The following is a 20,790-nucleotide window of genomic DNA, read 5'->3' as shown; positions in this document are numbered from 1 at the left end:
GTGATGGGAAGGCCGGGCGCTTTTGATCGGGTTCATATATAATAAGGCCCGCCCTGCGGGAACAGGGTGGGCCTTTTGTCGGCTCGGCGGAACTTACTCTGCCGTCAGCAGTGGCGTTTTTGACTTGCCGATGCGTGGGGCGTCGGGGCCGGTGATATCGAAGGCGGGCTTGCCGTCCTTGATCTTCACACGGACCACACCGCCTTTCTGCAGCCGGCCGAACAGAAGTTCTTCGGCCAGTGGCTTCTTGATATGCTCCTGGATGATCCGGGCAAGTGGACGTGCGCCCATCTTGTCGTCGTAACCCTTTTCGGCAAGCCAGTCGGCGGCCTGCGGGGTCAGTTCGATATGGACATTGCGGTCCATCAGCTGCGCTTCGAGCTGCAGTACGAATTTCTCGACCACATGCACTACCACCTCGCGTGATAGCGGGGCGAAGCTGATGACCGCGTCCAGCCGGTTGCGGAACTCCGGCGTGAAGGTGCGTTCGATCGCCTCGGTATCTTCACCCTCACGGCGATCGCGGGCAAAGCCGATCGCGGCCTTGGCCAGATCCGTCGCGCCGGCATTCGAGGTCATGATCAGGATCACGTTGCGGAAATCCACCTGACGACCGTTATGGTCGGTCAGCTTGCCGTGATCCATCACCTGCAACAGGATGTTGTAGACGTCGGGATGCGCTTTCTCGATTTCGTCCAGAAGCAGGACGCAATGCGGATGCTGATCCACGCCATCGGTCAGCAGACCGCCCTGATCGAAGCCGACATAGCCCGGAGGCGCGCCGATCAGGCGGCTGACGGCGTGTTTCTCCATATATTCCGACATGTCGAAGCGCAGCAGTTCCACGCCCAGAGTGGACGCGAGTTGCTTGGCCACTTCGGTCTTGCCCACACCGGTCGGCCCGGCGAACAGGTAGTTGCCGATGGGCTTTTCGGGTTCCCGCAATCCGGCACGTGCCAGTTTGATCGCCGATGAGAGCGATACGATGGCCGCGTCCTGGCCGAAGACCACGCGCTTGAGTGTCTTTTCCAGATCGCGCAGCACCTCGGCATCATCCTTGCTGACGCTTTTGGGCGGGATGCGGGCGATCTTGGCCACGACGGCCTCGATCTCCTTGGGCGAGATGGTCTTGCGCCGTTTGCTTTCGGTGACCAGATGCTGTGCCGCCCCCGCCTCGTCGATCACGTCGATGGCGCTGTCAGGCAGTTTGCGGTCGTTGATATAGCGCGAGGCCAGTTCCACGGCGGTCTTGATGGCATCATTGGTGTAGCGCAAATCGTGATGCTTTTCGAAATGCGGCTTCAGCCCCATCAGGATCTTGATCGAATCCGGTACAGTGGGTTCGTTCACGTCGATTTTCTGGAACCGGCGGCTCAGCGCCCGATCCTTCTCGAAATGCTGGCGGAACTCCTTGTAGGTGGTGGAGCCCATGCAGCGCAGCTTGCCGCCCGCCAGCGCGGGTTTCAGCAGGTTCGAGGCATCCATCGCGCCGCCGGACGTCGCGCCCGCGCCGATGACGGTATGAATCTCGTCGATGAACAGGATCGCGTCCTCGTGGTTTTCCAGTTCCTTGACGATGGCTTTCAGCCGCTCTTCGAAATCGCCGCGATAGCGGGTGCCGGCCAGCAGCGCGCCCATATCCAGCGAAAAGATGGTTGCGCCGGACAGCACCTCGGGCGTCTGGCCCTCGACGATCTTCTTGGCCAGACCCTCGGCGATGGCGGTCTTGCCCACACCGGGATCGCCCACCAGCAGCGGATTGTTCTTGCGGCGGCGACACAGCACCTGGATGCAGCGCTCCACCTCGTGTTCGCGGCCGATCAGCGGATCCACATCGCCCTTTTCCGATTTGGCGTTCAGATTGACGCAATATTTCGAAAGGGCGGTTTCCTCTTTCGCCTCCTGCACGGGTTCGGCCTGTTTCGCCTCTTCCGGTTCCTCGGCACCGATGACCTTTCGCGGTTCGCTGAAAGTCGGATTCTTGGCCACGCCATGCGCGATGAAATTCACCGCGTCGTAACGGGTCATGTCCATTTCCTGGAGGAAGAACGCCGCATTCGATTCCCGTTCGGCGAAGATCGCGACCAGCACATTCGCCCCGGTCACCTCTTGCCGGCCCGAGCTTTGCACATGGATCGCCGCCCGCTGGATTACCCGCTGGAAGGCGGCGGTCGGTACAGCTTCGGATCCTTCGACATCGGTGATCAGCGTCGAAAGGTCGTCTTCGATAAAATCGATCAGAAGTTTACGCAATTCTTCCAGATCGACATTACATGCCCTCATCACCTTGACGGCTTCGGGTTCGTCGGTCAGGGCCAGCAGCAAATGCTCCAGCGTGGCCAGTTCATGTCGATGCTCGTTCGCCAGTGCAAGCGCCTGGTGAATGGCCTGTTCCAGGGAAGTCGAGAAACTTGGCACGGTCGTCTCCTGTCAGTCGGCTGGCGGTATGGGCGAGGTGCCCACCTGACCAGACTGTCATGGTAGTTTTAAGATTTGGTGGAATCGGCCCGGCTTCAAGCTGTTTTTTGAGTTTGCCCGGGTTTTTTGCCACGGTTGAGGCAAATGTGATATCACAATGGGCGGTTTTCAAGATGCGCCGGATCGCGGGCAGCGTGGATCGATGCCCTGATATGACATCAGAAATTGTCCTTCATGCTTCGCAGCCGCGCGAATATTTCGGCTTCGGAGGCATTTTCCATGTCCAGGGCGCGACATAATTCGTGAACGCGCAGGAACGGGTTCGTTGCGCGTTCCTCGGCAAGAGTGGCAGGAGAGCAGGGCAGGCGGCCTTCGGCTGTTCCGGTCATCCGTTTCTTCAGGGCGTCATTATCCGGATCGACAGAAAGAGCGAAGGCGCCGTTGGCAGCGCAGTAATCGTGCCCTGAGCAGATCAGAGTCTCGGGCGGCAGGGCATTCAGGCGGCAGAGACTGTCCCACATCATCGCCGGATCGCCTTCGAACAGCCGGCCGCATCCCATGGCCATCAGGCTGTCGGCCGTGAAAGCAAAGCCCGATTCCGGGAAATGAAAGGCGATATGCCCCACGGTATGTCCCGATACATCGATGACCTGAACCGTCTTACCCAGAATATCGAGCGTTTCCCCGGGCGTGACCGCTATGTCCAGAGGCGGCAGGCGATGCGCATCGGATTTGGCGCCGATCACGCGGGCGCCGGTTTGCCGGGTCAGTTCGGGCACGGCATCGATATGATCTCCGTGGTGATGGGTCAGCAGGATTGCGTCCAGCTTCCAGCCCCGGTGCTTCAGTTCTGTCAGGATCGGCGCGGCTTCAGGCGCATCGATCAGCACGGTTCCTGCCCCGCCATGGAGAAGATAGGCGTAATTGTCCTTCAGGCAGCGGATGGTGACGAGTTCCAGCGGCATTGCAAAATCCTCTCCGTATGATCAGGTTGAATCTGACAAAACCACGCCCGGGACGCAATGCATCACGATATCGAGAATCTGCGCCGATTCTATTACCAGCAGGCATTGGGCCGCGTGGTGCAGCGAATTTTGCGTGACCGGCTGACCGGGCGCTGGCGGCCTGACGGCTGCACGGGGATGAATGTGGCCGGGTTCGGCTTTGCCGCGCCGATGCTGCGGCCTTATCTTGCGCGGGCGCGCCGGGTCACCGCGTTGATGCCGGGGCCGCAGGGGGGCATGGCCTGGCCGTCGGGGCAGCCCAATCACAGCGTTCTGTGCGATGAAACCGCCTGGCCGATCGAGACAGGCAGTATCGACCGGCTGGTATTGCTGCATGCGCTGGAGACAAGCGACCATCCGGCAGCGCTTCTGGACGAGGCATGGCGGGCGCTGGGTCCCGGTGGCCGGATGATGGTGATGGTTCCGAACCGCGCGGGACTGTGGGCCGCCTCGGATCGCACGCCCTTCGGCTTGGGGCGCAGCTATACCGCAGGGCAGCTTGAAGGGCAGATGCTCAAGGCAGGTTTCGCGCCCGAATGGCATGGATCGGCCGTCTATATCCCGCCATCGGCGCGGCGCTTCTGGCTGCGTAGCGCGCAGATGTGGGAGCGGACCGGAACAAAGATCAGCCGCGTCCTGATCGCCGGGGTCGTGCTGATGGAGGTCTCGAAACAGGTGCGCGGTCAGATCGGGCCGGGATTGCGTGTGCAGGTGCCGGGGCCGCTGGATATTCTTGACGGGGTCCGTCTGCCGGGACGAAATCGGCCGGTGGTGAAGGGCCGATTGATCGGCAGGTCGCTCGACATGACGGAAAAGGACGAGTAGCGGGCCGGAGGCAATGATGGCCCGATAGTCTGCTGCCCAGCTGGCGGAGGCAATTTTTTCTTGCGCGGGGACCGGGTTCTGTATCGACAGAATCATGCAGAAGGCAATGTCAGGCCAGACGGTTCGGGATCCGGCTTTTTTCGCTTCTGAAACCCGGGATTCACACGCCCTGCGACAGCCTGTCGCAGGCGATGACGGCGGGCTATTGCCGGTCAAATTCCCAAACCCGCATTTTAATTCCTTCATTGGTCGCAACGGCTCTCATTTCCGTGTCCTAAGTGGTTGCCGGTCGGTAAACGACCTGCTAGAGACTGCGCAGAAAATCGGGCGGCCCTCCATAAGCTGCCGGAATGCGACCCGCACCCCGCGACAGACCGGACTTGGCTCCGGCCCGCCTGCGGGGTTGCGCAAAGGTAAAGGATGACCGTGGCCAACTCTGTTTCCATGTCCCAGAGCATTGCCGGGCGCTATGCGCAGGCCGTCTTCGACATCATCAAGGAAGAGGGGGGGCTGGACGATCTGGCCCGCCAGACCGACGATCTTCAGAACGCATTGGATGAAAGCAGCGAATTTCGCGACCTGATCGCTTCGCCGCTGTATTCCCGTGCCCAGCAAGGCGGCGTCATTTCGGAAATTGCCGGGAAGATGGGCCTTTCGGTCACTTTGACCAATACGCTGAAACTGATGTCGCAGAACCGCCGGCTTTTCGTTCTGCCGCAATTGATCGGCCGCCTGCGCGACCTGATCGCCGATGCGCGGGGCGAGGTGACGGCGGATGTCACAAGTGCCGTCGCCCTGACGGATGAGCAGCAAAAGCGCCTGACGCAAACGCTGGCCGAGAAATCGGGCAAGAAAGTCAAATTGAATACCCGCGTCGATGAAGGGCTCATCGGCGGTATGATTGTCAAGCTGGGCTCGCAGATGATCGATTCGTCGGTCCGCTCGAAGCTCGCCTCCCTGCAGAATGCTATGAAAGAGGTCGGATAATGGGAATCCAGGCAGCCGAGATTTCGGCGATCCTCAAGGATCAGATCAAGAATTTCGGACAAGACGCCGAAGTGGCCGAAGTTGGTCAGGTGCTGTCGGTCGGTGACGGTATCGCCCGTGTTTACGGGCTGGACAAGGTGCAGGCCGGCGAAATGGTCGAGTTCCCCGGCGGTATCCGGGGCATGGTGCTGAACCTCGAAACCGATAACGTGGGTATCGTTATCTTCGGTGACGACCGTTCGATCAAGGAAGGCGACACGGTCAAGCGGACCCGTTCGATCGTGGACGTGCCGGTCGGCAAGGCTCTGCTGGGCCGCGTCGTGGACGGTCTGGGCAATCCGATTGACGGCAAAGGCCCCATTGAGACGACCGAGCGCCGGGTGGCCGATGTCAAGGCGCCGGGCATCATGCCCCGGAAATCGGTGCATGAACCGATGGCGACCGGCCTGAAATCCGTTGACGCCATGATCCCGATCGGCCGCGGCCAGCGCGAGCTGATCATCGGCGACCGTCAGACGGGCAAGACCGCGATCGCTCTGGACACTATTCTGAACCAGCAGAACTATAACGGTCGTGAAAGCGATGGCATGAAGACGCTGCATTGCGTTTATGTCGCCGTTGGTCAGAAACGTTCGACCGTTGCGCAGCTTGTGAAAAAGCTGGAAGAGACGGGCGCCATGGCCTACACGACCATCGTCGCCGCGACCGCGTCGGATCCGGCTCCGATGCAGTTCCTTGCGCCTTATTCCGGTACCGCCATCGGCGAATATTTCCGTGACAATGGCATGGATGCATTGATCATCTATGATGACTTGTCCAAACAGGCTGTTGCCTATCGTCAGATGTCGCTGCTGCTGCGCCGTCCGCCCGGACGCGAAGCCTATCCGGGCGACGTTTTCTATCTGCACAGCCGTTTGCTGGAGCGTTCGGCCAAGCTGAACGAAGCCAATGGTTCCGGTTCACTGACCGCCCTGCCGATCATCGAAACGCAGGCAGGCGACGTGTCCGCCTATATTCCGACTAACGTGATCTCGATCACCGATGGTCAGATCTTCCTCGAAACCGATCTGTTCTTCCAGGGTATCCGCCCGGCGGTGAATACCGGTCTTTCGGTGTCGCGCGTTGGTTCGGCCGCTCAGACCAAGGCGATGAAATCGGTCGCTGGTCCGGTCAAGCTGGAACTGGCCCAGTATCGCGAGATGGCTGCATTTGCCCAGTTCGGTTCGGATCTCGATGCCGCGACCCAGCGCTTGCTGAACCGGGGCGCGCGCCTGACCGAGCTGATGAAACAGCCGCAATATCGCCCGCTGACCAATGCCGAAATCGTCATCGTCATCTATGCCGGCACCAAGGGTTATATCGACGATGTGCCGGTGCGCGACGTCGTTACCTGGGAAGAGGGACTGGTCCAGTTCCTGCGGAACCAGAAGAAAGCCCTGCTGGACGATATCACCACAAATGACCGCAAGGTTGCCGGTGATCTCGAGGATGCGATCAAGGCGGCGCTGGACGAATACAACAAAACCCGCGCCTGAGAGGGGGAATAGATGCCCAGCCTCAAGGATCTCAAGAACCGGATCGAAAGCGTCAAATCGACGCGGAAGATCACCAAGGCGATGCAGATGGTCGCAGCGGCGAAACTTCGTCGCGCACAGGAAGCTGCCGAAGCCGCCCGTCCCTATGCCGAGCGTATGACAGCCGTCATGGCCGGCCTGACGGCAGCGGCCTCCGGGTCGGACAATGCGCCCCGGCTTTTGTCAGGAACCGGCAGCGATCAGCGTCATCTGATGGTCGTGATGACTTCCGAGCGCGGGCTTGCCGGGGGCTTCAACAGCTCTATCGTCAAGCTGGCCCGCAACCACGCAGAGAAGCTTCTGGCCGAAGGCAAGCAGGTCAGCATCCTGACTGTCGGCAAGAAAGGGCGCGAACAGCTCAAACGTGATTACGGCGAGTCTTTCGTGCATCACGTCGATCTGTCCGAGGTCAAGCGGATCGGTTATGACAATGCCCGCGGCGTGGCCGATGAGGTTCTGGACCGGTTCGAGAATGGCGATTTCGATATCGCCACGATCTTCTACAACCGCTTCGAATCGGTGATCAGCCAGGTGCCGACTTCACGCCAGATCATCCCTGCGGAAATGCCCGAAGAAGCCGAGGCGCCTTCTGCGGTCTATGAATACGAACCGGACGAAGAGGCCATTCTGGCCGAATTTCTGCCGCGTTCCGTGGCAACGCAGATTTTTGCGGCGCTTCTGGAAAACGCTGCGTCCGAACAGGGCGCGAGGATGAGCGCTATGGATAATGCCACGCGCAATGCTGGTGACATGATCGATCGCCTGACCACTGAATATAACCGTTCGCGTCAGGCCGCGATCACCAAGGAACTCATCGAAATCATTTCGGGCGCCGAGGCGCTCTGACCGTAACGTAGAGGTGATAACATGGCAGATGCCAAAGGAAAGATTACCCAGGTTATCGGCGCCGTTGTGGACGTGCAGTTCGACGGAGAACTGCCGGCGATCCTGAACGCGCTGAATACCGAGAATAATGGCAAGAAACTGGTGCTGGAAGTTGCGCAGCATCTTGGTGAGAATACCGTTCGCGCCATCGCGATGGACTCGACCGAAGGTCTGGTTCGGGGCGAGCCGGTAACCGATACCGGCGCACCGATCTCGATCCCGGTGGGTGATGCGACCCTGGGCCGGATCATCAATGTGGTGGGTGAACCCGTTGACGAAGGCGGCCCGGTCGAGTCATCGGAAACCCGCGCCATCCACCAGCCCGCGCCGGATTTCGCCGCCCAGGCGACCAGCTCGGAAATTCTGGTTACGGGCATCAAGGTCATCGATCTGCTCGCGCCTTATTCCAAGGGCGGCAAGATCGGCTTGTTCGGCGGTGCCGGCGTCGGCAAGACCGTTCTGATCATGGAACTGATCAACAACATCGCCAAGGTGCACTCGGGCTATTCCGTGTTCGCCGGTGTGGGCGAACGGACCCGCGAGGGGAACGATCTCTATCACGAGATGGTCGAATCCGGTGTTATCAAGCCGGACAACCTGTCCGAGTCGCAGGTGGCACTGGTTTACGGCCAGATGAACGAGCCTCCGGGGGCGCGTATGCGCGTTGCTCTGACCGGTCTGACCTTGGCCGAACAGTTCCGGGATCAGTCGGGAACGGATGTTCTGTTCTTCGTCGACAACATCTTCCGCTTCACGCAGGCAGGTTCCGAGGTGTCGGCGCTTCTGGGCCGTATTCCTTCCGCCGTGGGCTATCAGCCGACCCTGGCCACCGATATGGGCCAGTTGCAAGAGCGGATCACCTCGACCAAGGCGGGCTCGATCACTTCGGTGCAGGCCATCTACGTTCCGGCCGACGACCTGACCGACCCGGCGCCTGCGACCTCCTTCGCCCACCTTGATGCGACCACGGTTCTGTCGCGCGCAATCTCGGAACTCGGGATTTATCCGGCGGTGGACCCGCTGGATTCGACCTCGCGTATTCTCGATCCGGCGGTTGTCGGGGAAGAGCATTATCAGGTGGCCCGCGACGTTCAGGGTATCCTTCAGCGTTACAAATCGCTGCAGGACATCATCGCCATTCTGGGCATGGACGAATTGTCGGAAGAGGATAAGCTGACCGTGGCACGTGCCCGGAAAATCCAGCGCTTCCTGTCCCAGCCTTTCGACGTTGCGAAGGTCTTTACAGGTTCGGACGGGGTTCAGGTTCCGCTGGAGCAGACCATTGCTTCCTTCAAGGCCGTGGTGGCGGGCGAATACGACCACTTGCCGGAAGCCGCCTTCTACATGGTTGGTGACATCGAAGAGGCAAAGGCCAAGGCCGAGCGTCTTGCCGCCGAAGCCGCATAAGGGGGCATCATGGCCGATACCATGCAGTTCGACCTTGTCTCACCAGAGCGGAAATTGCTTTCGCTTCAGGTGCGTGAGGTACGCCTGCCGGGCTCTGAGGGTGATCTGACAGCGATGCCCGGCCACGCGCCGGTCATCGTCACCTTGCGGCCCGGTCTGGTGATTGCTGTCGGTGACGATGGCAATAACCATGAATTCGCCGTCACCGGCGGATTTGTCGAGATCAACGGCGAATCGGTCACTCTGCTGGCCGAGCGTGGACATCAGCGGGCCGAGATGACGCAGGAAGTCTTTAACGAGATGATGCGCGAAGCCCATATGAAGCGCCAGGCTGTCGAAAAGCGGGCAAGCAGCCCCGGTGAAGAGATTGTTGCCGCCGCCGTTAAATTGCTGGCGGATATGGAAGCGCTTGGCACTCATATCGGATTGGATCCCAAACAGGCTTCCGTTCCCGAGTGATTCTTTGCTCATCCGGGCATTCTGAAGCTCCGGTTAATAACCGGGGCTTTTTTCTTGCCGCTATTAGCTTATACATGGCTGGAAAAAGAGTTCGGTGCATGCAGAAATTCGGATTTTCGGCCGTTGGTGTTCTACAGGGCTCCGTCCAGATGTTCTCGGCATTCGAGGATAACGGGATCATGTGGACCGGGCATGGCCCTCGCCGTGAGACGCGACGGATAGATTTCTCGGAACCGTTTCAAACGGTCCCGGTCATTCATGTTTCGATAAGTATGTGGGATATCGAAAGCAGCGCGAATCAGCGTGCGGATATCGCTACGCAGAACATTACAGCCGAGGGCTTCGATATCGTGTTCCGGACCTGGGGCGATACGCGGGTTGCGCGTATCCGTGCCGATTGGCTGGCGATCGGCGCGGTTCGGTATGATGATGATTTCGATCTATAGACCACCCTGTCCGGTCAGATCGGGGCTTCACGTTTTCTCTTCGGGGAACGCTTTCTTGCATGCCTGCACATAGGCGTTCGCCGTGCCCTCCAATTCCGCCTTACGCTCTGCCAGCCCATCGCGTTTGCGTTGTTCGGCCGCCGGGTCGATAGGAACGCGATACCGTTCGATATCCACGTAATCGCGCCAGCATGGCCGGATGGTCGTCTGGACATTTCCTTTCCGGTCACGGTAGAGATCCCGGCAATGCGTCAGACGGTCACGTACCACCTGACGTTCTTCCCATGCATATCCACGTTCGAGATTGGCCTCGACCTCCTGCAGCAGGCTGCTGACATTGCGGTATTCGCGGGTATGCTTGCTGATGCAGCGTTCCTGAGGCGTGCCACAGGCGGCAACAAGCAGCGGCAGGACGGCAAGGGCGGTGAGTGCAGTGTTACGGGGCATGGTCGGTCTCACTACTACGGGTTGGATATATGCTAACCGGCCTGATACAGGCTTGGCAATTCACGATAGGGGATGACATGGACGATCAACGCCGCCTTGCCGCAGATTGGTTTCGTGAATTACGCGATCGGATTACACAGGCATTCGAAGCGCTGGAAGATCGCGGACCCACGGACCGACCCGCTGCGCGTTTTGCTGTGACCCCGACTGAACGCGCAGATAATGGCGGCGGCGGGCTGATGTCGGTCATGCGGGACGGCAGGGTATTCGAAAAGGTCGGCGTGAACTGGTCCGAGGTTCACGGAACCCTGTCACCCAAGGCGCAGGCGGCCATGGCCGCGCGGGGCGTTCCGGGGCTGGAAAAGGATCCGCGCTTCTGGGCCAGTGGGATCAGCCTTGTCGCGCATATGCAGAACCCTCATGCGCCGGCGGTGCATATGAATACCCGCATGTTCTGGACTCCGCAGGCCTGGTGGTTCGGTGGCGGCGCCGATCTTAATCCCTGCATCGAATACCCGGAAGACACCGGGCATTTTCACGATACCCTGCGTGCTGCCTGTACCCCGCATGGGGCGGATTATTATGAACGCTTCAAGTCATGGGCAGACGAATATTTCTTTATCCCGCACCGGGGTCGCGCCCGGGGTGTCGGCGGCATTTTCTATGACGATCTGAACAGCGGCGACTGGCAGGCCGATTTCGCCTTTACCAAATCCGTGGGCGAGGCTTTTCTGCCCGCCTTCCTGCCTCTGGCCGAGGCCCGGATGACGCAGGATTGGACGGATATGGATCGCGAGACTCAATTGATTCATCGTGGCCTTTATGCCGAATATAACCTTGTCTACGACAGGGGAACGAAATTCGGGCTGGAAACCGGCCATGATCCCGATGCCGTGTTGATGAGCCTGCCGCCGCTGGCGAAATGGCCATAGGCTAGGCACGCTCATCCTTGGGGCTGTCCATCACGACATGGGTGGTCATGGTGGCAATCCACGGGAAATTGCCCAGAACATCGGCGTGAAACTGTTTATAGGCGGCAAGATCCACAAGCTCGACCCGCAGCAGATATTCCACCGTGCCGGTGATATTGTGGCATTCGCGCACGGCGGGGGCGGCGATGCAAAGCCGTTCGAACGCCTTTTGCGCCTCGGTCGAATGTCTGGACAGGCCGACCGTGACATAGGCGGTGAAACCCGCACCCCGGGCCTGGGGGCTGATCACCACCCGATAACCCATGATAATCCCTCGCCGCTCGAGTTCCTGCACCCGTCGGAGGCAGGCGGAAGGCGAAAGCCCGACCCGCGCCGCCAGTTCGGTATTGGGCAGGCGGCCATCGCGGCGGAGTTCCTGCAATATCTTGTCGTTAGTGAGATCAGAATAGGTCATTAATTGCAATAATAATGATAGAGAGACGTTATTGGCAAGATGATTGCGGATAATAAGCGTTATTATTGCGGTATCTGATGGGATGGCGCAATGAATACTGATCTGTTTCTTGCTCTGGCCGGGTTTGCCTTTGTGACCTCGGTCACGCCGGGACCGAATAACATGATGCTGATGGCCTCGGGCGCGAATTTCGGCGTTCGGCGGACGATCCCGCATATGCTGGGCGTTGCATGGGGTTTTGCCCTGATGATCGTGATAATCGGACTGGGGGTGGATCGGTTGCTGGCCGCCAATCCGGCAATCGAAACTACGCTGAAATGGATCAGTCTCGCCTATATGCTGTGGCTGGCATGGAAGGTTGCTAATGCGGCGCCGCCCCGGCAATCGCCGGAAGCCTCGCGGGCGCGGCCGTTTACATTCCTGGAAGCCGCCGCTTTCCAATGGATCAATCCAAAGGCATGGGCCATGGCCCTGGGGGCGTTATCGGCCTATGCCGCAGGTGTTGGCGGTGCGCTGGTCGTGGGCGTGGTCTTTGCCGTCATCAACCTGTCCAGCGTTTCGATCTGGGCGATTTCGGGGCAGGGGTTGCGCCGTCTGCTGACGACGCCCATGCGGTTGCGCCTGTTCAACACAACCATGGCAATCCTGCTGGTCGCGTCTATGCTGCCCGTGCTGTTAGGCAAAAGCTGAGCGATGGGCGCAGAACCGCTTTCCACCCCTGACGGATTACGGCAGGACTGTTTCTACCAGACCCGACAAAACAGAATGTCTAACGCCGCAAGGCATGGGGCGCGCCGTGCTGGTCCCATTCCGCATCCGGGACGATCACCAGCTTGCCTAGAAAATCCGTGCCGCGCTCTACGAAAAGCCTCTCTGCGTCATGCAATTCCGACAGTTTCATTGTGCCCGCCAGAACCGGGCGCAGCCGGTCCGCGCGGATCCAGTCGATCAATTGCTGCGCCTCGGCTTGCGTTCCATGCGAGACGCCAAAAATCTGCACCTGATTCAGATAAATCTGTGTCCACAGGATCGGCGTGACATTTCCCGCAGACGCTCCGGCGATCGACAATCGCGGAGGCGTCCGGCGCGTTCCCAGATCGCGGCACATCGCATCGATCAGTCCCGGCGTGATATCGCCTCCAACCAAATCCATTACCGCGTCGATCTGATGTCCTTCGACCGCCTGCGCGATATCCTTGGCCCAGTCGGTGACCGTCATACGGTCGATCACCGTCTCGGCCCCCAATTCGCGCAGGGTCTTGTCCTTGCCGGGCCCCGAAATCGCATGCGGCACCGCCCCGATCACCCGGCAAAGCTGGATCAATGCCGAGCCCACCCCGCCTGAGGCGCCGGTGATCAGCACATGCTCTCCCTTGCTTACGCTGGCCGAGGTCAGCATATGATATCCCGTCTGCCACGAGCACATGCCAAGGCTGGCGAGTTCGGCATCCGACAGGTTGTCATTCGGAATATGGTGAAACTGCGCAGAGGGGAAAACTCCGTATTCGGCAAAGCCGCCATCTGCGCCATGTCCGTAATAATCCGGCGTCAGGTTCAGATGCGGATCCTTGCTGCGGTAGATATTGAAATCCAGCAGTCCGCGTTGTCCGATCCGCCCCTGATCGACGCCATCTCCCACGGCAACCACACGCCCGACCACATCCGCCCCCTGAATGCGCGGAAAGCGCAGCGTTTCGCCCGCCATCTGGAAACTGGTCGCCTCACCGGTGTCATGGGTGGCATAAAGGCCCTCGCGCACCTTGCGATCGGTATTGTTCTTGGCGGTGGCGGTGATGCGGACCAGAACCTCCCCGGCTTTCGGCTGCGGCACCGGGTAATCGGTCCGCCATTCCAGTGCATCGACCCCGCCGTGACGGGTCAGAACCATCGCTTGCATCTGTGAAGGGATCATCGCTAGGCTCCTTTAGTATCCAATGATGGTGAATATGCGGGAAACGCCCCTATGAAAGAACCCCGCGCGGCACAACCCACAAACAGGATTGCGGGCAAAATCCGGCCTGTCTCGACCATGCGCGCCTGCATGATCCTGACGCTTGCTCTGCTGATCGTCATATCGATTCCGCTGATCTTTCTTTGGTATATGTCACCACTTGGGATGGGGTTCCATCAATGGCCCGACGATCCTGAAAAGGCAAATCGAGCGCAGTTGTTCTATCTGATATCCTTGAATGGCGGCATTCCTTTGCTGATCTTCGGGCAGCTGACAGCCATCGTACTGGCTTTCAAGGACAGGGTAGGCATAGCGTTGGCATTGTCCGCGATCAGTTTGACGGTCTTTCTGACACTGATCGGTTATGTCCTGTGGCTGATATAAGACTTATCGCGTCAATACCCACGCCGCAGAACTCTTAGCCGGTCGTCGGCGCGGACCACGCCATCCTGTGTGATCGCGCAGAGAATGCCGCGCAATCTCAAATGCGGGTGGCCTTCTGCTCTCACCCAGCGCAAGGCATCCTCGCCATAGCGCTTTCGCCATTTGACGCAGGCATCGTTGAAGACTGCCGAGACTTGCAAGACCGCGTCGCCTGCGCCGATCAGGCTGCCGGTGGGAAGATTGTCCAGGCTGGTCTCGAGATCGGCGACGATGGAATCGCCGGGATGGGGAGAGACATCGCCCGGCTGCCAGACCAGATCGCAGACCCGCGCGGGCAGGATCGAGACCTGAATCGCCGGGTCGGGGCTGCCGTCGGGCAAACGCATCCAGGGATGGCGCATCCATCTTTCACCGGGGATCCCCTGCTCGACGGTCAAGGTCAGTTCGCTGACGAAATCGCGTTGTCCGAAATCCGGCCTGTGGCACAGATAGCGGATCGGGCCGTGATCCGAAGGCGCGTTGCGGATCTCCGGCAGGGCGGCCATCAGCGTGGCCATGGAGGGCTGGCGGTTCGTCATGGCCGGTCAGATCAGCTCGAACACGGTTTCCTTGGGGCGGCAAAGCTTTGCGCCTTTGGGCGAGAACACGACTGGCCGTTCGATCAGCACCGGATGTTCGGACATGGCAGCAATAAGCGCGTCATCGGAAAGCGCCGGATCGTTCAGACCAAGATCGTGATAGGGCGTATTCTTTTGGCGCAGCAACTGCCGGGCGGTGATGCCCAGAGATTGCAGCGCCTCTGACAGTTCCGCCGGTGAGGGCGGATCTGTCAGATAGGTTCGTATCTCGGGGTCCAGCCCGGCCTCGCGCAGCGCATCCAGCACGAAGCGCGATGTCGAGCATTTCGGATTATGCCAGATCACATATCTGTCCATTTATGTTCTCATCTCTCGTGCGGGCGGACTCAGCGTCCCCTGATCCGCGGATCCATGGCGTCGCGCAATCCGTCACCGATATAATTGACGCAAAGCACCGTCAACGAGATGAACACACCCGGCAGGATCACCCGACTCGGATAAAGCACCATCTGATCCACCGCGTCATATAGCAGCCTTCCCCATGTCGGGAAGTCGGGGGGGAAGCCCAAGCCAAGAAAACTCAACGCGCTTTCGGTGATGATCGCCGTGGCAATGCCCAGCGTTGCCGCCACCATGATCGGAGACATCACATTGGGAAGGATATGGCGCAGGATCATCCGGCGCGGCGGGGTGCCGATGGATTTGGCGGCAAGGATGAATTCGCGTTCCTTGAGGCCAAGCACATCGCCGCGCACGATGCGCGCCGCCTGCATCCAGCTTGTCGCGCCGATGGCCGAGACGATCAGCAGGAAGATGCCCATGGCGGGGCCGAATGACTGGGACAGCGGTTCGCGAAACAGCGTCACCATCAGCAGCAGAAGTGGCAGAAGCGGCAGGGCCAGGAACAATTCTGTCACCCGCATCAATGGCGCGTCGAGCCGGCGGAAATAACCCGAAAGAACTCCGATCGTGCTGCCAAGAAAGATCGCGATCAGCATCGCGGTCAACCCGACCGAGATCGAGACCCGGCCACCCGCCATCAGCCGGGCGAGCATGTCACGGCCAAGCTGATCGGTGCCAAGAGGATGAACCGAGGTAAAACCGGTATTTCGGGCGCGGATATCGACATATGTCGGATCAAGCGTCCAGATCAGCGGACCGGCCAATACGAAGAGCAGCACCCCGATAAACAGGATCAGGGCGACCATCGCTCCCCGGTGACTGCGAAACTGCCGCCAGACATCGCGCCATTGATTGCGGGTTTCGCCTCCTGCGATTTGCGGTTGGTCCGGGGGCAGGGCAGCCGTGGCGGCGGCCGCTCCGGCGGCGCCCTCGGTCAGTTCCTGGCGGTTCAGTTCCTGCTGGCGATTTGTATCAATCATAGCGAATCCTCGGGTCCAGCACGCCGTAGAGAATATCGGCAATCAGGGTGAAGACGATGATCAGGATGGCGAAGATGAAGGTCAGCGTCAGCACCATCGGGATGTCATTGGCATGGATGGCCGAGATCAGAAGCTGACCAAGGCCGTTCACCTTGAAGACCTGCTCGGTGATGATCGCGCCTCCGAATACGGTGGGCAGGCCAAGCGCGATGACCGTTACAACCGGGATCAGGCTGTTGCGCAGCACGTGCTTCAGCACGACCTTGCGTTCGCCAAGGCCCTTGGCACGTGCCGTGCGCACATAATCCTGTCCCAGATTGTCCAGCATCGAGGCGCGCATGAACCTGCTGATCTGCGCGGCGTTATACAGCGCCAGCACAGTCACCGGCATGATCATCTGCCGGACCTGAACCCAGAAACTGCCCCAGTCCGTGACGACATGCGTGGTGTCATAGACCGAAGGGAACCATTGCAGCTTGACCCCGAAGATGATGATAAACACGACACCCGTGAAGAAGGTCGGCATCGAGAAGCCGACCATCGAGACGAAGGTACCGATCTGGTCGAACCAGCTATATTGCTTATAGGCCGAGAGGATGCCGATCGGGATCGCGATCATCACGCCGACGATATAGGACATGCCGACGACGATCAGGGTTTGCGGCACGCGCTGCGCAATCACGTCGAAGACAGGACTGCGCGACTGAAAGCTGATGATCCGCTGCATCCCGTCGCTGAAATAGGTACCCAGCAACTTGTCAGTCCAGTGCAGCGGCTCGACCCAGAAGAACTGTTTCAGCCATAGTATATAGCGAATATACCATGCCTGGCCCAACCCAAGCGCCTCGCGCATCTTTTCTTTGACTTCGGGCGGCACGGTCAGCGGGACGTCCCCAAGGGGATCGCCGGGCGATGCCTCGAGCAGAAGAAAAATCACCAGCGAAATGAACAACAGGGTGGGGATCGCCAGCAGCAAACGGCGCATTGTGAAATTCAGCATCCGGAACCTCTTTGACGTGTCATGAACAACATGGCCCGGCAGCGTTGCGACCGGGCGGGCTCAGGGTCATTCCTCGACGCGGGTCCAGTCGGCCACGTTCCAGAATTCGCTGTCCCACGCGTTCATATGGACGCCGCCCAGACGGTTGGAACTGACCGAGACCCGGCCACGCGCGATCAGCGGCAGATGGGTCATCGAATCGCGGGTGATCATCAGGTTCATCTTCTTGGCGAGTTCGGCACGCGCCTCGATCCCCGATGTCTGGGCCATTTCCTTGATCAGCTTTTCATATTCCTCATCGCAATAACGAACCGTATTTTCGCCTTGCCACTGGTTCTCGGGGCTGGGAATCGATGCGCAGGAGCGTTCCGAGAGGAAGCTGCCTGGATCGGTTCCATCATAGACATCGGTATACATCTCGACATCGGCGTAGAACTTGACGATCGTATCGGGCGAGCCGGGATCCGAGCCGAAATAAACGCTTGCATCCACGGTCTTGAGCTCTGTTTCCACGCCGATTTCCGACCACCATTGCTTGATCAGGGCCTGAAAGTCCTGACGCACCGCGTTGACCGAGGTCTGGAACAGCAGTTTCAGTTTCACGCCGTCCTTTTCGCGGATGCCATCCCCGCCGACGGTCCAGCCCGCCTCTTCCAGCAGAGCCTTGGCGCCTTCGATGTCCTGGGTCAGGCAATCGTCGTTATCCGAGGCGTAAATCTCGGGATTGGGGACCATGTTGCAGGTGGCCTTGCCGGTCTCGCCATAGCCGATCTCGTTCAGCAATTCCCGGTCGATCGCCATGGACAGGGCCTGACGCACCTTGAGATCCGACAGGATCGGGTGCGGGTGCTTCAGTGTCGCACGCTCACCTTCCGGCAGGCTTGGGGACGGGTCGGACTGGTTCAGCAGGATATGCTCGACCGTTGCGCCGAAATCGACTTCCAGCTTGCCCTTGCCAGCCGCCAGCATTCCTTCCAGAACGTCGGGGGCAAGCTGGATATTCCAGGCATAATCATATTCGCCCGTCTCCAGAACAGCCCGCGCTGCCGAGGTCGAATCGCCGCCGCCTTTCAGGGTGACGGTCGCGAAGGCCGGTTTGTCTGCTTCGCGATATTCCGGATTGGCCTCAAGCGTCACGACATCATTGGTCTTGAAGCCAGTGGCCCGGAACGGACCGGTACCGATGGGGCCGAAATTCTCTTCGGTACATGTCGCGGCCTTGGCACCCGTGCAATTCTCGAATTGCGCTTTCTGGATAATCGGCGCCTGAGCACCGACAAAAGCCGCATAGGGATAGGGGCGCGGCGAGTCGAATGTGATCTTGACGGTCAGCGGATCGACAGCCTCGACAGAGGTCACGCCCTCGAATTTGGCGGCTTGCGCACAGCCGCCCTCGTCGTTCATGCAGTAATCAGCAGTGAATTTCACGTCCTCAGCGGTCAGATCAGAGCCATCGGACCATTTCACGCCTTCTTTCAGCTTCCATGTGATCGATGTCAGATCCTCGGAAATGCCGCCATTTTCTACCGTGGGGAGTTCCTGCGCCAGCGCGGGAACGATCTCGCCATCAGGTGCGAAAATCGCCAGGGGCTCAAGGATCAACGACGAGGCCAGCATCTCCTTGACGCCGGTCGAAAGATAGACGTTCAGCGTGGACGGCGCCTGCCACAGCAGAAGTTTCAACTCTCCATCCGTGCCACGTTCGGCATGAGCAGGGCTGGAGGCGAAGGCCAGAACGGCCGCCGCGCTGGTCAGCAGACCTGTCTTTAGCGAATTGATGACCATGATTTTTCCTTTTCCGGTTGGACTTGTGCAATTCCTCACGCGTGCGTGGATCGCTTCTTATGGCCGGGCCATGCAGGCAGGTTGCTGCATGGCCCTGTCAGGCTCCTATTCCTTGACGCGATACCAGTCCTGGACATTCCACAATTCGGTATCCCAGGCGTTCAACTGGACTCCGCCAAGCGCATTGCTGACGGCCGAGGCCGTGCCGCGATAGACCAGCGGGATGATCGCATGGGAATCCTTGGTCAGCATCTCGTTCAGCTTTTGGCCCAGCTTGCCGCGTTCGTCCTGATCGACGGTCTTGCCCAGTTCGGCCACCAGCTTGTCATATTCCTCGTCGCAGAAACGAACGATATTTTCGCCCTGCCACTGATTGTCGGGGCCCGGTGCCTTGTCGCAGGTGAATTTGGCCAGATAGGGCTCGGGGTTGTTGCCTTCGAAGTTGTTGGCATACATTTCGATATCGGCATAGAATTTCTGCAATGTGTCGGGCGAACCCGCATCGCTGCCAAAGAAGACCGAGGCGTCGATGGTTTTCAGCTCGGTTTCCACGCCGATTTCGCTCCACCATTGCTTGATCAGCGACTGGAAATCCTGACGCACCGCATTGACCGAGCTCTGGTAGAGGATCGACAGGCGCATTCCGTCCTTTTCACGCACACCGCCAGCGCCGGGAACCCAGCCCGCATCGTCAAGAAGCTTCTTGGCGCCTTCGATATCCTGCGTCATGCAGTCGGTATTGGGCGACGCCCATGCTTCGGGTGCAGGGACAAGATTGCAGGTTGCCTTGCCCGTCGAACCATAACCGATCTCGTTCAGCAACTCACGATCGATCGCCATCGACAGCGCCTGACGGACTGCCGGGTCAGACAGGAACGGGTGCGGATTGTTGAGCGTCGAACGCTCGCCTTCGGGAAGGCTCGAGGACGGATCGGTCAGATTGACCATCAGCCGCTCGACAAGGCTGCCGAAAGCCGCCTGAACCTTGCCTTTGCCCTGTGCTTCCATACCCTCGATCACATCCGGGGCAAGCTGGGTATTCCACGCATAGTCGAATTCACCCGTCTCAAGGACCGCACGCGCGGCCGCTGCGGCATCGCCCCCGCCTTTCATGGTCAGCTTGGCGAAAGCGGGTTTTTCAGGGTCGCGATATTCGGGATTGGCCTCGAATTCGATGACATCATTGGTCTTGAACGACACGACCCGGAACGGTCCGGTGCCGATCGGGTTGAAATTCTCTTCGGTACAAGTCGGTGCAGCGGCACCCAGGCATTTCTCGAACTGTGCCTTCTGGATGATCGGTGACTGTCCGCCGACGAATGCCGCGAAAGGATCGGGGCGCGGTTCCGTGAAGTTCACCTTGACGGTCAGATCGTCGATTGCCTCGACGGATTCGACGCCCTCGTATTTCGCAAGCTGCGCGCAGCCGCCTTCCGGATGCATGCAATATTCGGCGGTGAAAACCAGATCAGCAGAGGTAACCGGCGTGCCGTCAGACCATTTCAGCCCCTCTTTCAGCTTCCACGTGATCGATGTCAGATCCTCGGAAATGCCGCCATTCTCGAGCGAGGGAATCTCTTGCGCGAGTTCCGGGAACAGGGTGCCATCAGGTTGGAAACCGGCCAGAGGCTCAAGCACCATGCTGGAGGCGATGATATCCTTGGTGCCGCTGGACAGGAACATGTTCATCGTGGATGGTGCCTGCCACATGATGATATTCGCTTCGCCATCGGAACCACGTTCCGCCATGGCGCCGGGGGCAAGGGCCATCGACGCGGCCGCCCCCATAAGCATGGTCTTCAATTTCATGACATTTCTCCTGTTGGAAGTGATTTCCCGCGTTTTCTGCGCGCAAGCAGGAGAGATAAGGTG

General features: G+C 59.5%; 21 protein-coding genes. 10 read left to right on the top strand and 11 right to left on the bottom strand.

All coding sequences use genetic code 11. The features are described 5' to 3' along the window. Positions 1 to 93 precede the first annotated feature (93 nt). Together clpA and gloB are read right to left on the bottom strand one after the other, a co-directional pair. The gene (clpA, locus tag D3P04_RS07385; RefSeq protein WP_119747421.1) at positions 94 to 2,418 is read right to left on the bottom strand and encodes an ATP-dependent Clp protease ATP-binding subunit ClpA; all 2,325 of its coding nucleotides are present in this window, start codon (positions 2,416 to 2,418) and stop codon (positions 94 to 96) included. A 218-nt stretch (positions 2,419 to 2,636) separates the two neighbouring features. Next, positions 2,637 to 3,383: a hydroxyacylglutathione hydrolase gene (gloB, locus tag D3P04_RS07380; RefSeq protein ID WP_119747419.1), complete on the bottom strand. Its 747-nt coding sequence runs from the start codon at positions 3,381 to 3,383 to the stop codon at positions 2,637 to 2,639. Positions 3,384 to 3,440: 57 nt separating this feature from the next. On the opposite strand from gloB, the gene D3P04_RS07375 reads away from it, so the two are divergent. From D3P04_RS07375 to D3P04_RS07345, 7 genes are all read left to right on the top strand, one after another. Beyond that, positions 3,441 to 4,247: a methyltransferase domain-containing protein gene (locus D3P04_RS07375; RefSeq protein WP_119747417.1), complete on the top strand. Its 807-nt coding sequence runs from the start codon at positions 3,441 to 3,443 to the stop codon at positions 4,245 to 4,247. Between the two features lie 420 nt (positions 4,248 to 4,667). Beyond that, positions 4,668 to 5,234, top strand: a complete 567-nt coding sequence (locus tag D3P04_RS07370) for a F0F1 ATP synthase subunit delta (RefSeq protein WP_119747415.1) — start codon at positions 4,668 to 4,670, stop codon at positions 5,232 to 5,234. Continuing rightward, positions 5,234 to 6,769, top strand: coding sequence for a F0F1 ATP synthase subunit alpha (gene atpA / locus D3P04_RS07365; RefSeq protein WP_119747413.1), 1,536 nt, complete (start codon positions 5,234 to 5,236; stop codon positions 6,767 to 6,769). Before D3P04_RS07370 ends, atpA begins: the two co-directional genes overlap by 1 nt. Positions 6,770 to 6,781: 12 nt before the next feature. Beyond that, on the top strand, positions 6,782 to 7,654 hold the full coding sequence (locus D3P04_RS07360) for a F0F1 ATP synthase subunit gamma (RefSeq protein WP_119747411.1): 873 nt from the start codon (positions 6,782 to 6,784) through the stop codon (positions 7,652 to 7,654). A gap of 21 nt (positions 7,655 to 7,675) precedes the next feature. Further along, entirely contained in the window at positions 7,676 to 9,100 is a 1,425-nt protein-coding gene (gene atpD / locus D3P04_RS07355; RefSeq protein WP_119747409.1) for a F0F1 ATP synthase subunit beta, read from the top strand. A 9-nt stretch (positions 9,101 to 9,109) separates the two neighbouring features. Next, complete coding sequence (locus D3P04_RS07350; protein ID WP_119747407.1) at positions 9,110 to 9,559, top strand: F0F1 ATP synthase subunit epsilon; 450 nt, start codon at positions 9,110 to 9,112, stop codon at positions 9,557 to 9,559. A gap of 98 nt (positions 9,560 to 9,657) precedes the next feature. Next, positions 9,658 to 10,005, top strand: a complete 348-nt coding sequence (locus D3P04_RS07345; protein ID WP_119747405.1) for an H-type lectin domain-containing protein — start codon at positions 9,658 to 9,660, stop codon at positions 10,003 to 10,005. Positions 10,006 to 10,032: 27 nt separating this feature from the next. Here the strand turns inward: D3P04_RS07345 and D3P04_RS07340 are convergent, their stop codons facing one another. After that, positions 10,033 to 10,452, bottom strand: coding sequence for a hypothetical protein (locus tag D3P04_RS07340; RefSeq protein ID WP_119747403.1), 420 nt, complete (start codon positions 10,450 to 10,452; stop codon positions 10,033 to 10,035). A gap of 65 nt (positions 10,453 to 10,517) precedes the next feature. On the opposite strand from D3P04_RS07340, the gene hemF reads away from it, so the two are divergent. Continuing rightward, positions 10,518 to 11,384: an oxygen-dependent coproporphyrinogen oxidase gene (gene hemF, locus D3P04_RS07335; RefSeq protein WP_119747656.1), complete on the top strand. Its 867-nt coding sequence runs from the start codon at positions 10,518 to 10,520 to the stop codon at positions 11,382 to 11,384. Position 11,385: 1 nt separating this feature from the next. On the opposite strand, the gene D3P04_RS07330 is transcribed toward hemF, so the two are convergent. Continuing rightward, the gene (locus tag D3P04_RS07330) at positions 11,386 to 11,838 is read right to left on the bottom strand and encodes an Lrp/AsnC family transcriptional regulator (protein ID WP_119747401.1); all 453 of its coding nucleotides are present in this window, start codon (positions 11,836 to 11,838) and stop codon (positions 11,386 to 11,388) included. Positions 11,839 to 11,928: 90 nt separating this feature from the next. On the opposite strand from D3P04_RS07330, the gene D3P04_RS07325 reads away from it, so the two are divergent. Further along, positions 11,929 to 12,528 carry a LysE family translocator gene (locus tag D3P04_RS07325; protein WP_119747400.1) on the top strand — a complete coding sequence of 200 codons (600 nt, stop codon included), beginning with the start codon at positions 11,929 to 11,931 and terminating at the stop codon, positions 12,526 to 12,528. A 79-nt stretch (positions 12,529 to 12,607) separates the two neighbouring features. On the opposite strand, the gene D3P04_RS07320 is transcribed toward D3P04_RS07325, so the two are convergent. After that, a complete protein-coding gene (locus D3P04_RS07320; RefSeq protein ID WP_182912765.1) occupies positions 12,608 to 13,750 on the bottom strand; it encodes an alcohol dehydrogenase catalytic domain-containing protein in 1,143 nt (380 codons plus the stop codon). A 51-nt stretch (positions 13,751 to 13,801) separates the two neighbouring features. On the opposite strand from D3P04_RS07320, the gene D3P04_RS07315 reads away from it, so the two are divergent. Further along, positions 13,802 to 14,173: a hypothetical protein gene (locus D3P04_RS07315; protein ID WP_119747398.1), complete on the top strand. Its 372-nt coding sequence runs from the start codon at positions 13,802 to 13,804 to the stop codon at positions 14,171 to 14,173. Positions 14,174 to 14,184: 11 nt separating this feature from the next. On the opposite strand, the gene D3P04_RS07310 is transcribed toward D3P04_RS07315, so the two are convergent. The 6 genes from D3P04_RS07310 to D3P04_RS07285 form a co-directional block, all read right to left on the bottom strand. Then, the gene (locus D3P04_RS07310; RefSeq protein ID WP_119747396.1) at positions 14,185 to 14,751 is read right to left on the bottom strand and encodes an MOSC domain-containing protein; all 567 of its coding nucleotides are present in this window, start codon (positions 14,749 to 14,751) and stop codon (positions 14,185 to 14,187) included. Positions 14,752 to 14,757: 6 nt separating this feature from the next. Further along, a complete protein-coding gene (gene arsC, locus D3P04_RS07305) occupies positions 14,758 to 15,108 on the bottom strand; it encodes an arsenate reductase (glutaredoxin) (RefSeq protein WP_119747394.1) in 351 nt (116 codons plus the stop codon). A 29-nt stretch (positions 15,109 to 15,137) separates the two neighbouring features. Further along, positions 15,138 to 16,133: an ABC transporter permease gene (locus tag D3P04_RS07300; protein ID WP_119747392.1), complete on the bottom strand. Its 996-nt coding sequence runs from the start codon at positions 16,131 to 16,133 to the stop codon at positions 15,138 to 15,140. After that, entirely contained in the window at positions 16,126 to 17,133 is a 1,008-nt protein-coding gene (locus D3P04_RS07295; protein ID WP_119747390.1) for an ABC transporter permease, read from the bottom strand. The genes D3P04_RS07300 and D3P04_RS07295 overlap by 8 nt, the downstream gene beginning before the upstream one ends. A 66-nt stretch (positions 17,134 to 17,199) precedes the next feature. Beyond that, positions 17,200 to 18,918, bottom strand: coding sequence for a peptide ABC transporter substrate-binding protein (locus D3P04_RS07290; protein WP_119747388.1), 1,719 nt, complete (start codon positions 18,916 to 18,918; stop codon positions 17,200 to 17,202). A 105-nt stretch (positions 18,919 to 19,023) separates the two neighbouring features. Next, positions 19,024 to 20,727: a peptide ABC transporter substrate-binding protein gene (locus D3P04_RS07285; RefSeq protein ID WP_119747386.1), complete on the bottom strand. Its 1,704-nt coding sequence runs from the start codon at positions 20,725 to 20,727 to the stop codon at positions 19,024 to 19,026. Positions 20,728 to 20,790: the final 63 nt, after the last annotated feature.

The sequence above is a fragment of the Paracoccus onubensis genome (assembly GCF_003591515.1).
Lineage (GTDB): Bacteria > Pseudomonadota > Alphaproteobacteria > Rhodobacterales > Rhodobacteraceae > Paracoccus > Paracoccus onubensis.
This window is presented reverse-complemented; position numbering and strand designations above follow the sequence as displayed.

Coding starts and splice junctions, on each gene's coding strand:
- D3P04_RS07345 (WP_119747405.1), top strand. CDS start 9,658: ATGCAGAAATTCGGATTTTCGGCCGTTGGTGTTCTACAGGGCTCCGTC.
- D3P04_RS07350 (WP_119747407.1), top strand. CDS start 9,110: ATGGCCGATACCATGCAGTTCGACCTTGTCTCACCAGAGCGGAAATTG.
- D3P04_RS07375 (WP_119747417.1), top strand. CDS start 3,441: ATGCATCACGATATCGAGAATCTGCGCCGATTCTATTACCAGCAGGCA.
- D3P04_RS07315 (WP_119747398.1), top strand. CDS start 13,802: ATGAAAGAACCCCGCGCGGCACAACCCACAAACAGGATTGCGGGCAAA.
- D3P04_RS07370 (WP_119747415.1), top strand. CDS start 4,668: ATGACCGTGGCCAACTCTGTTTCCATGTCCCAGAGCATTGCCGGGCGC.
- D3P04_RS07325 (WP_119747400.1), top strand. CDS start 11,929: ATGAATACTGATCTGTTTCTTGCTCTGGCCGGGTTTGCCTTTGTGACC.
- D3P04_RS07300 (WP_119747392.1), bottom strand. CDS start 16,133: ATGATTGATACAAATCGCCAGCAGGAACTGAACCGCCAGGAACTGACC.
- D3P04_RS07360 (WP_119747411.1), top strand. CDS start 6,782: ATGCCCAGCCTCAAGGATCTCAAGAACCGGATCGAAAGCGTCAAATCG.
- D3P04_RS07290 (WP_119747388.1), bottom strand. CDS start 18,918: ATGGTCATCAATTCGCTAAAGACAGGTCTGCTGACCAGCGCGGCGGCC.
- D3P04_RS07320 (WP_182912765.1), bottom strand. CDS start 13,750: ATGATCCCTTCACAGATGCAAGCGATGGTTCTGACCCGTCACGGCGGG.
- D3P04_RS07340 (WP_119747403.1), bottom strand. CDS start 10,452: ATGCCCCGTAACACTGCACTCACCGCCCTTGCCGTCCTGCCGCTGCTT.
- D3P04_RS07285 (WP_119747386.1), bottom strand. CDS start 20,727: ATGAAATTGAAGACCATGCTTATGGGGGCGGCCGCGTCGATGGCCCTT.
- D3P04_RS07330 (WP_119747401.1), bottom strand. CDS start 11,838: ATGACCTATTCTGATCTCACTAACGACAAGATATTGCAGGAACTCCGC.
- arsC (WP_119747394.1), bottom strand. CDS start 15,108: ATGGACAGATATGTGATCTGGCATAATCCGAAATGCTCGACATCGCGC.
- atpA (WP_119747413.1), top strand. CDS start 5,234: ATGGGAATCCAGGCAGCCGAGATTTCGGCGATCCTCAAGGATCAGATC.
- atpD (WP_119747409.1), top strand. CDS start 7,676: ATGGCAGATGCCAAAGGAAAGATTACCCAGGTTATCGGCGCCGTTGTG.
- gloB (WP_119747419.1), bottom strand. CDS start 3,383: ATGCCGCTGGAACTCGTCACCATCCGCTGCCTGAAGGACAATTACGCC.
- D3P04_RS07310 (WP_119747396.1), bottom strand. CDS start 14,751: ATGACGAACCGCCAGCCCTCCATGGCCACGCTGATGGCCGCCCTGCCG.
- D3P04_RS07295 (WP_119747390.1), bottom strand. CDS start 17,133: ATGCTGAATTTCACAATGCGCCGTTTGCTGCTGGCGATCCCCACCCTG.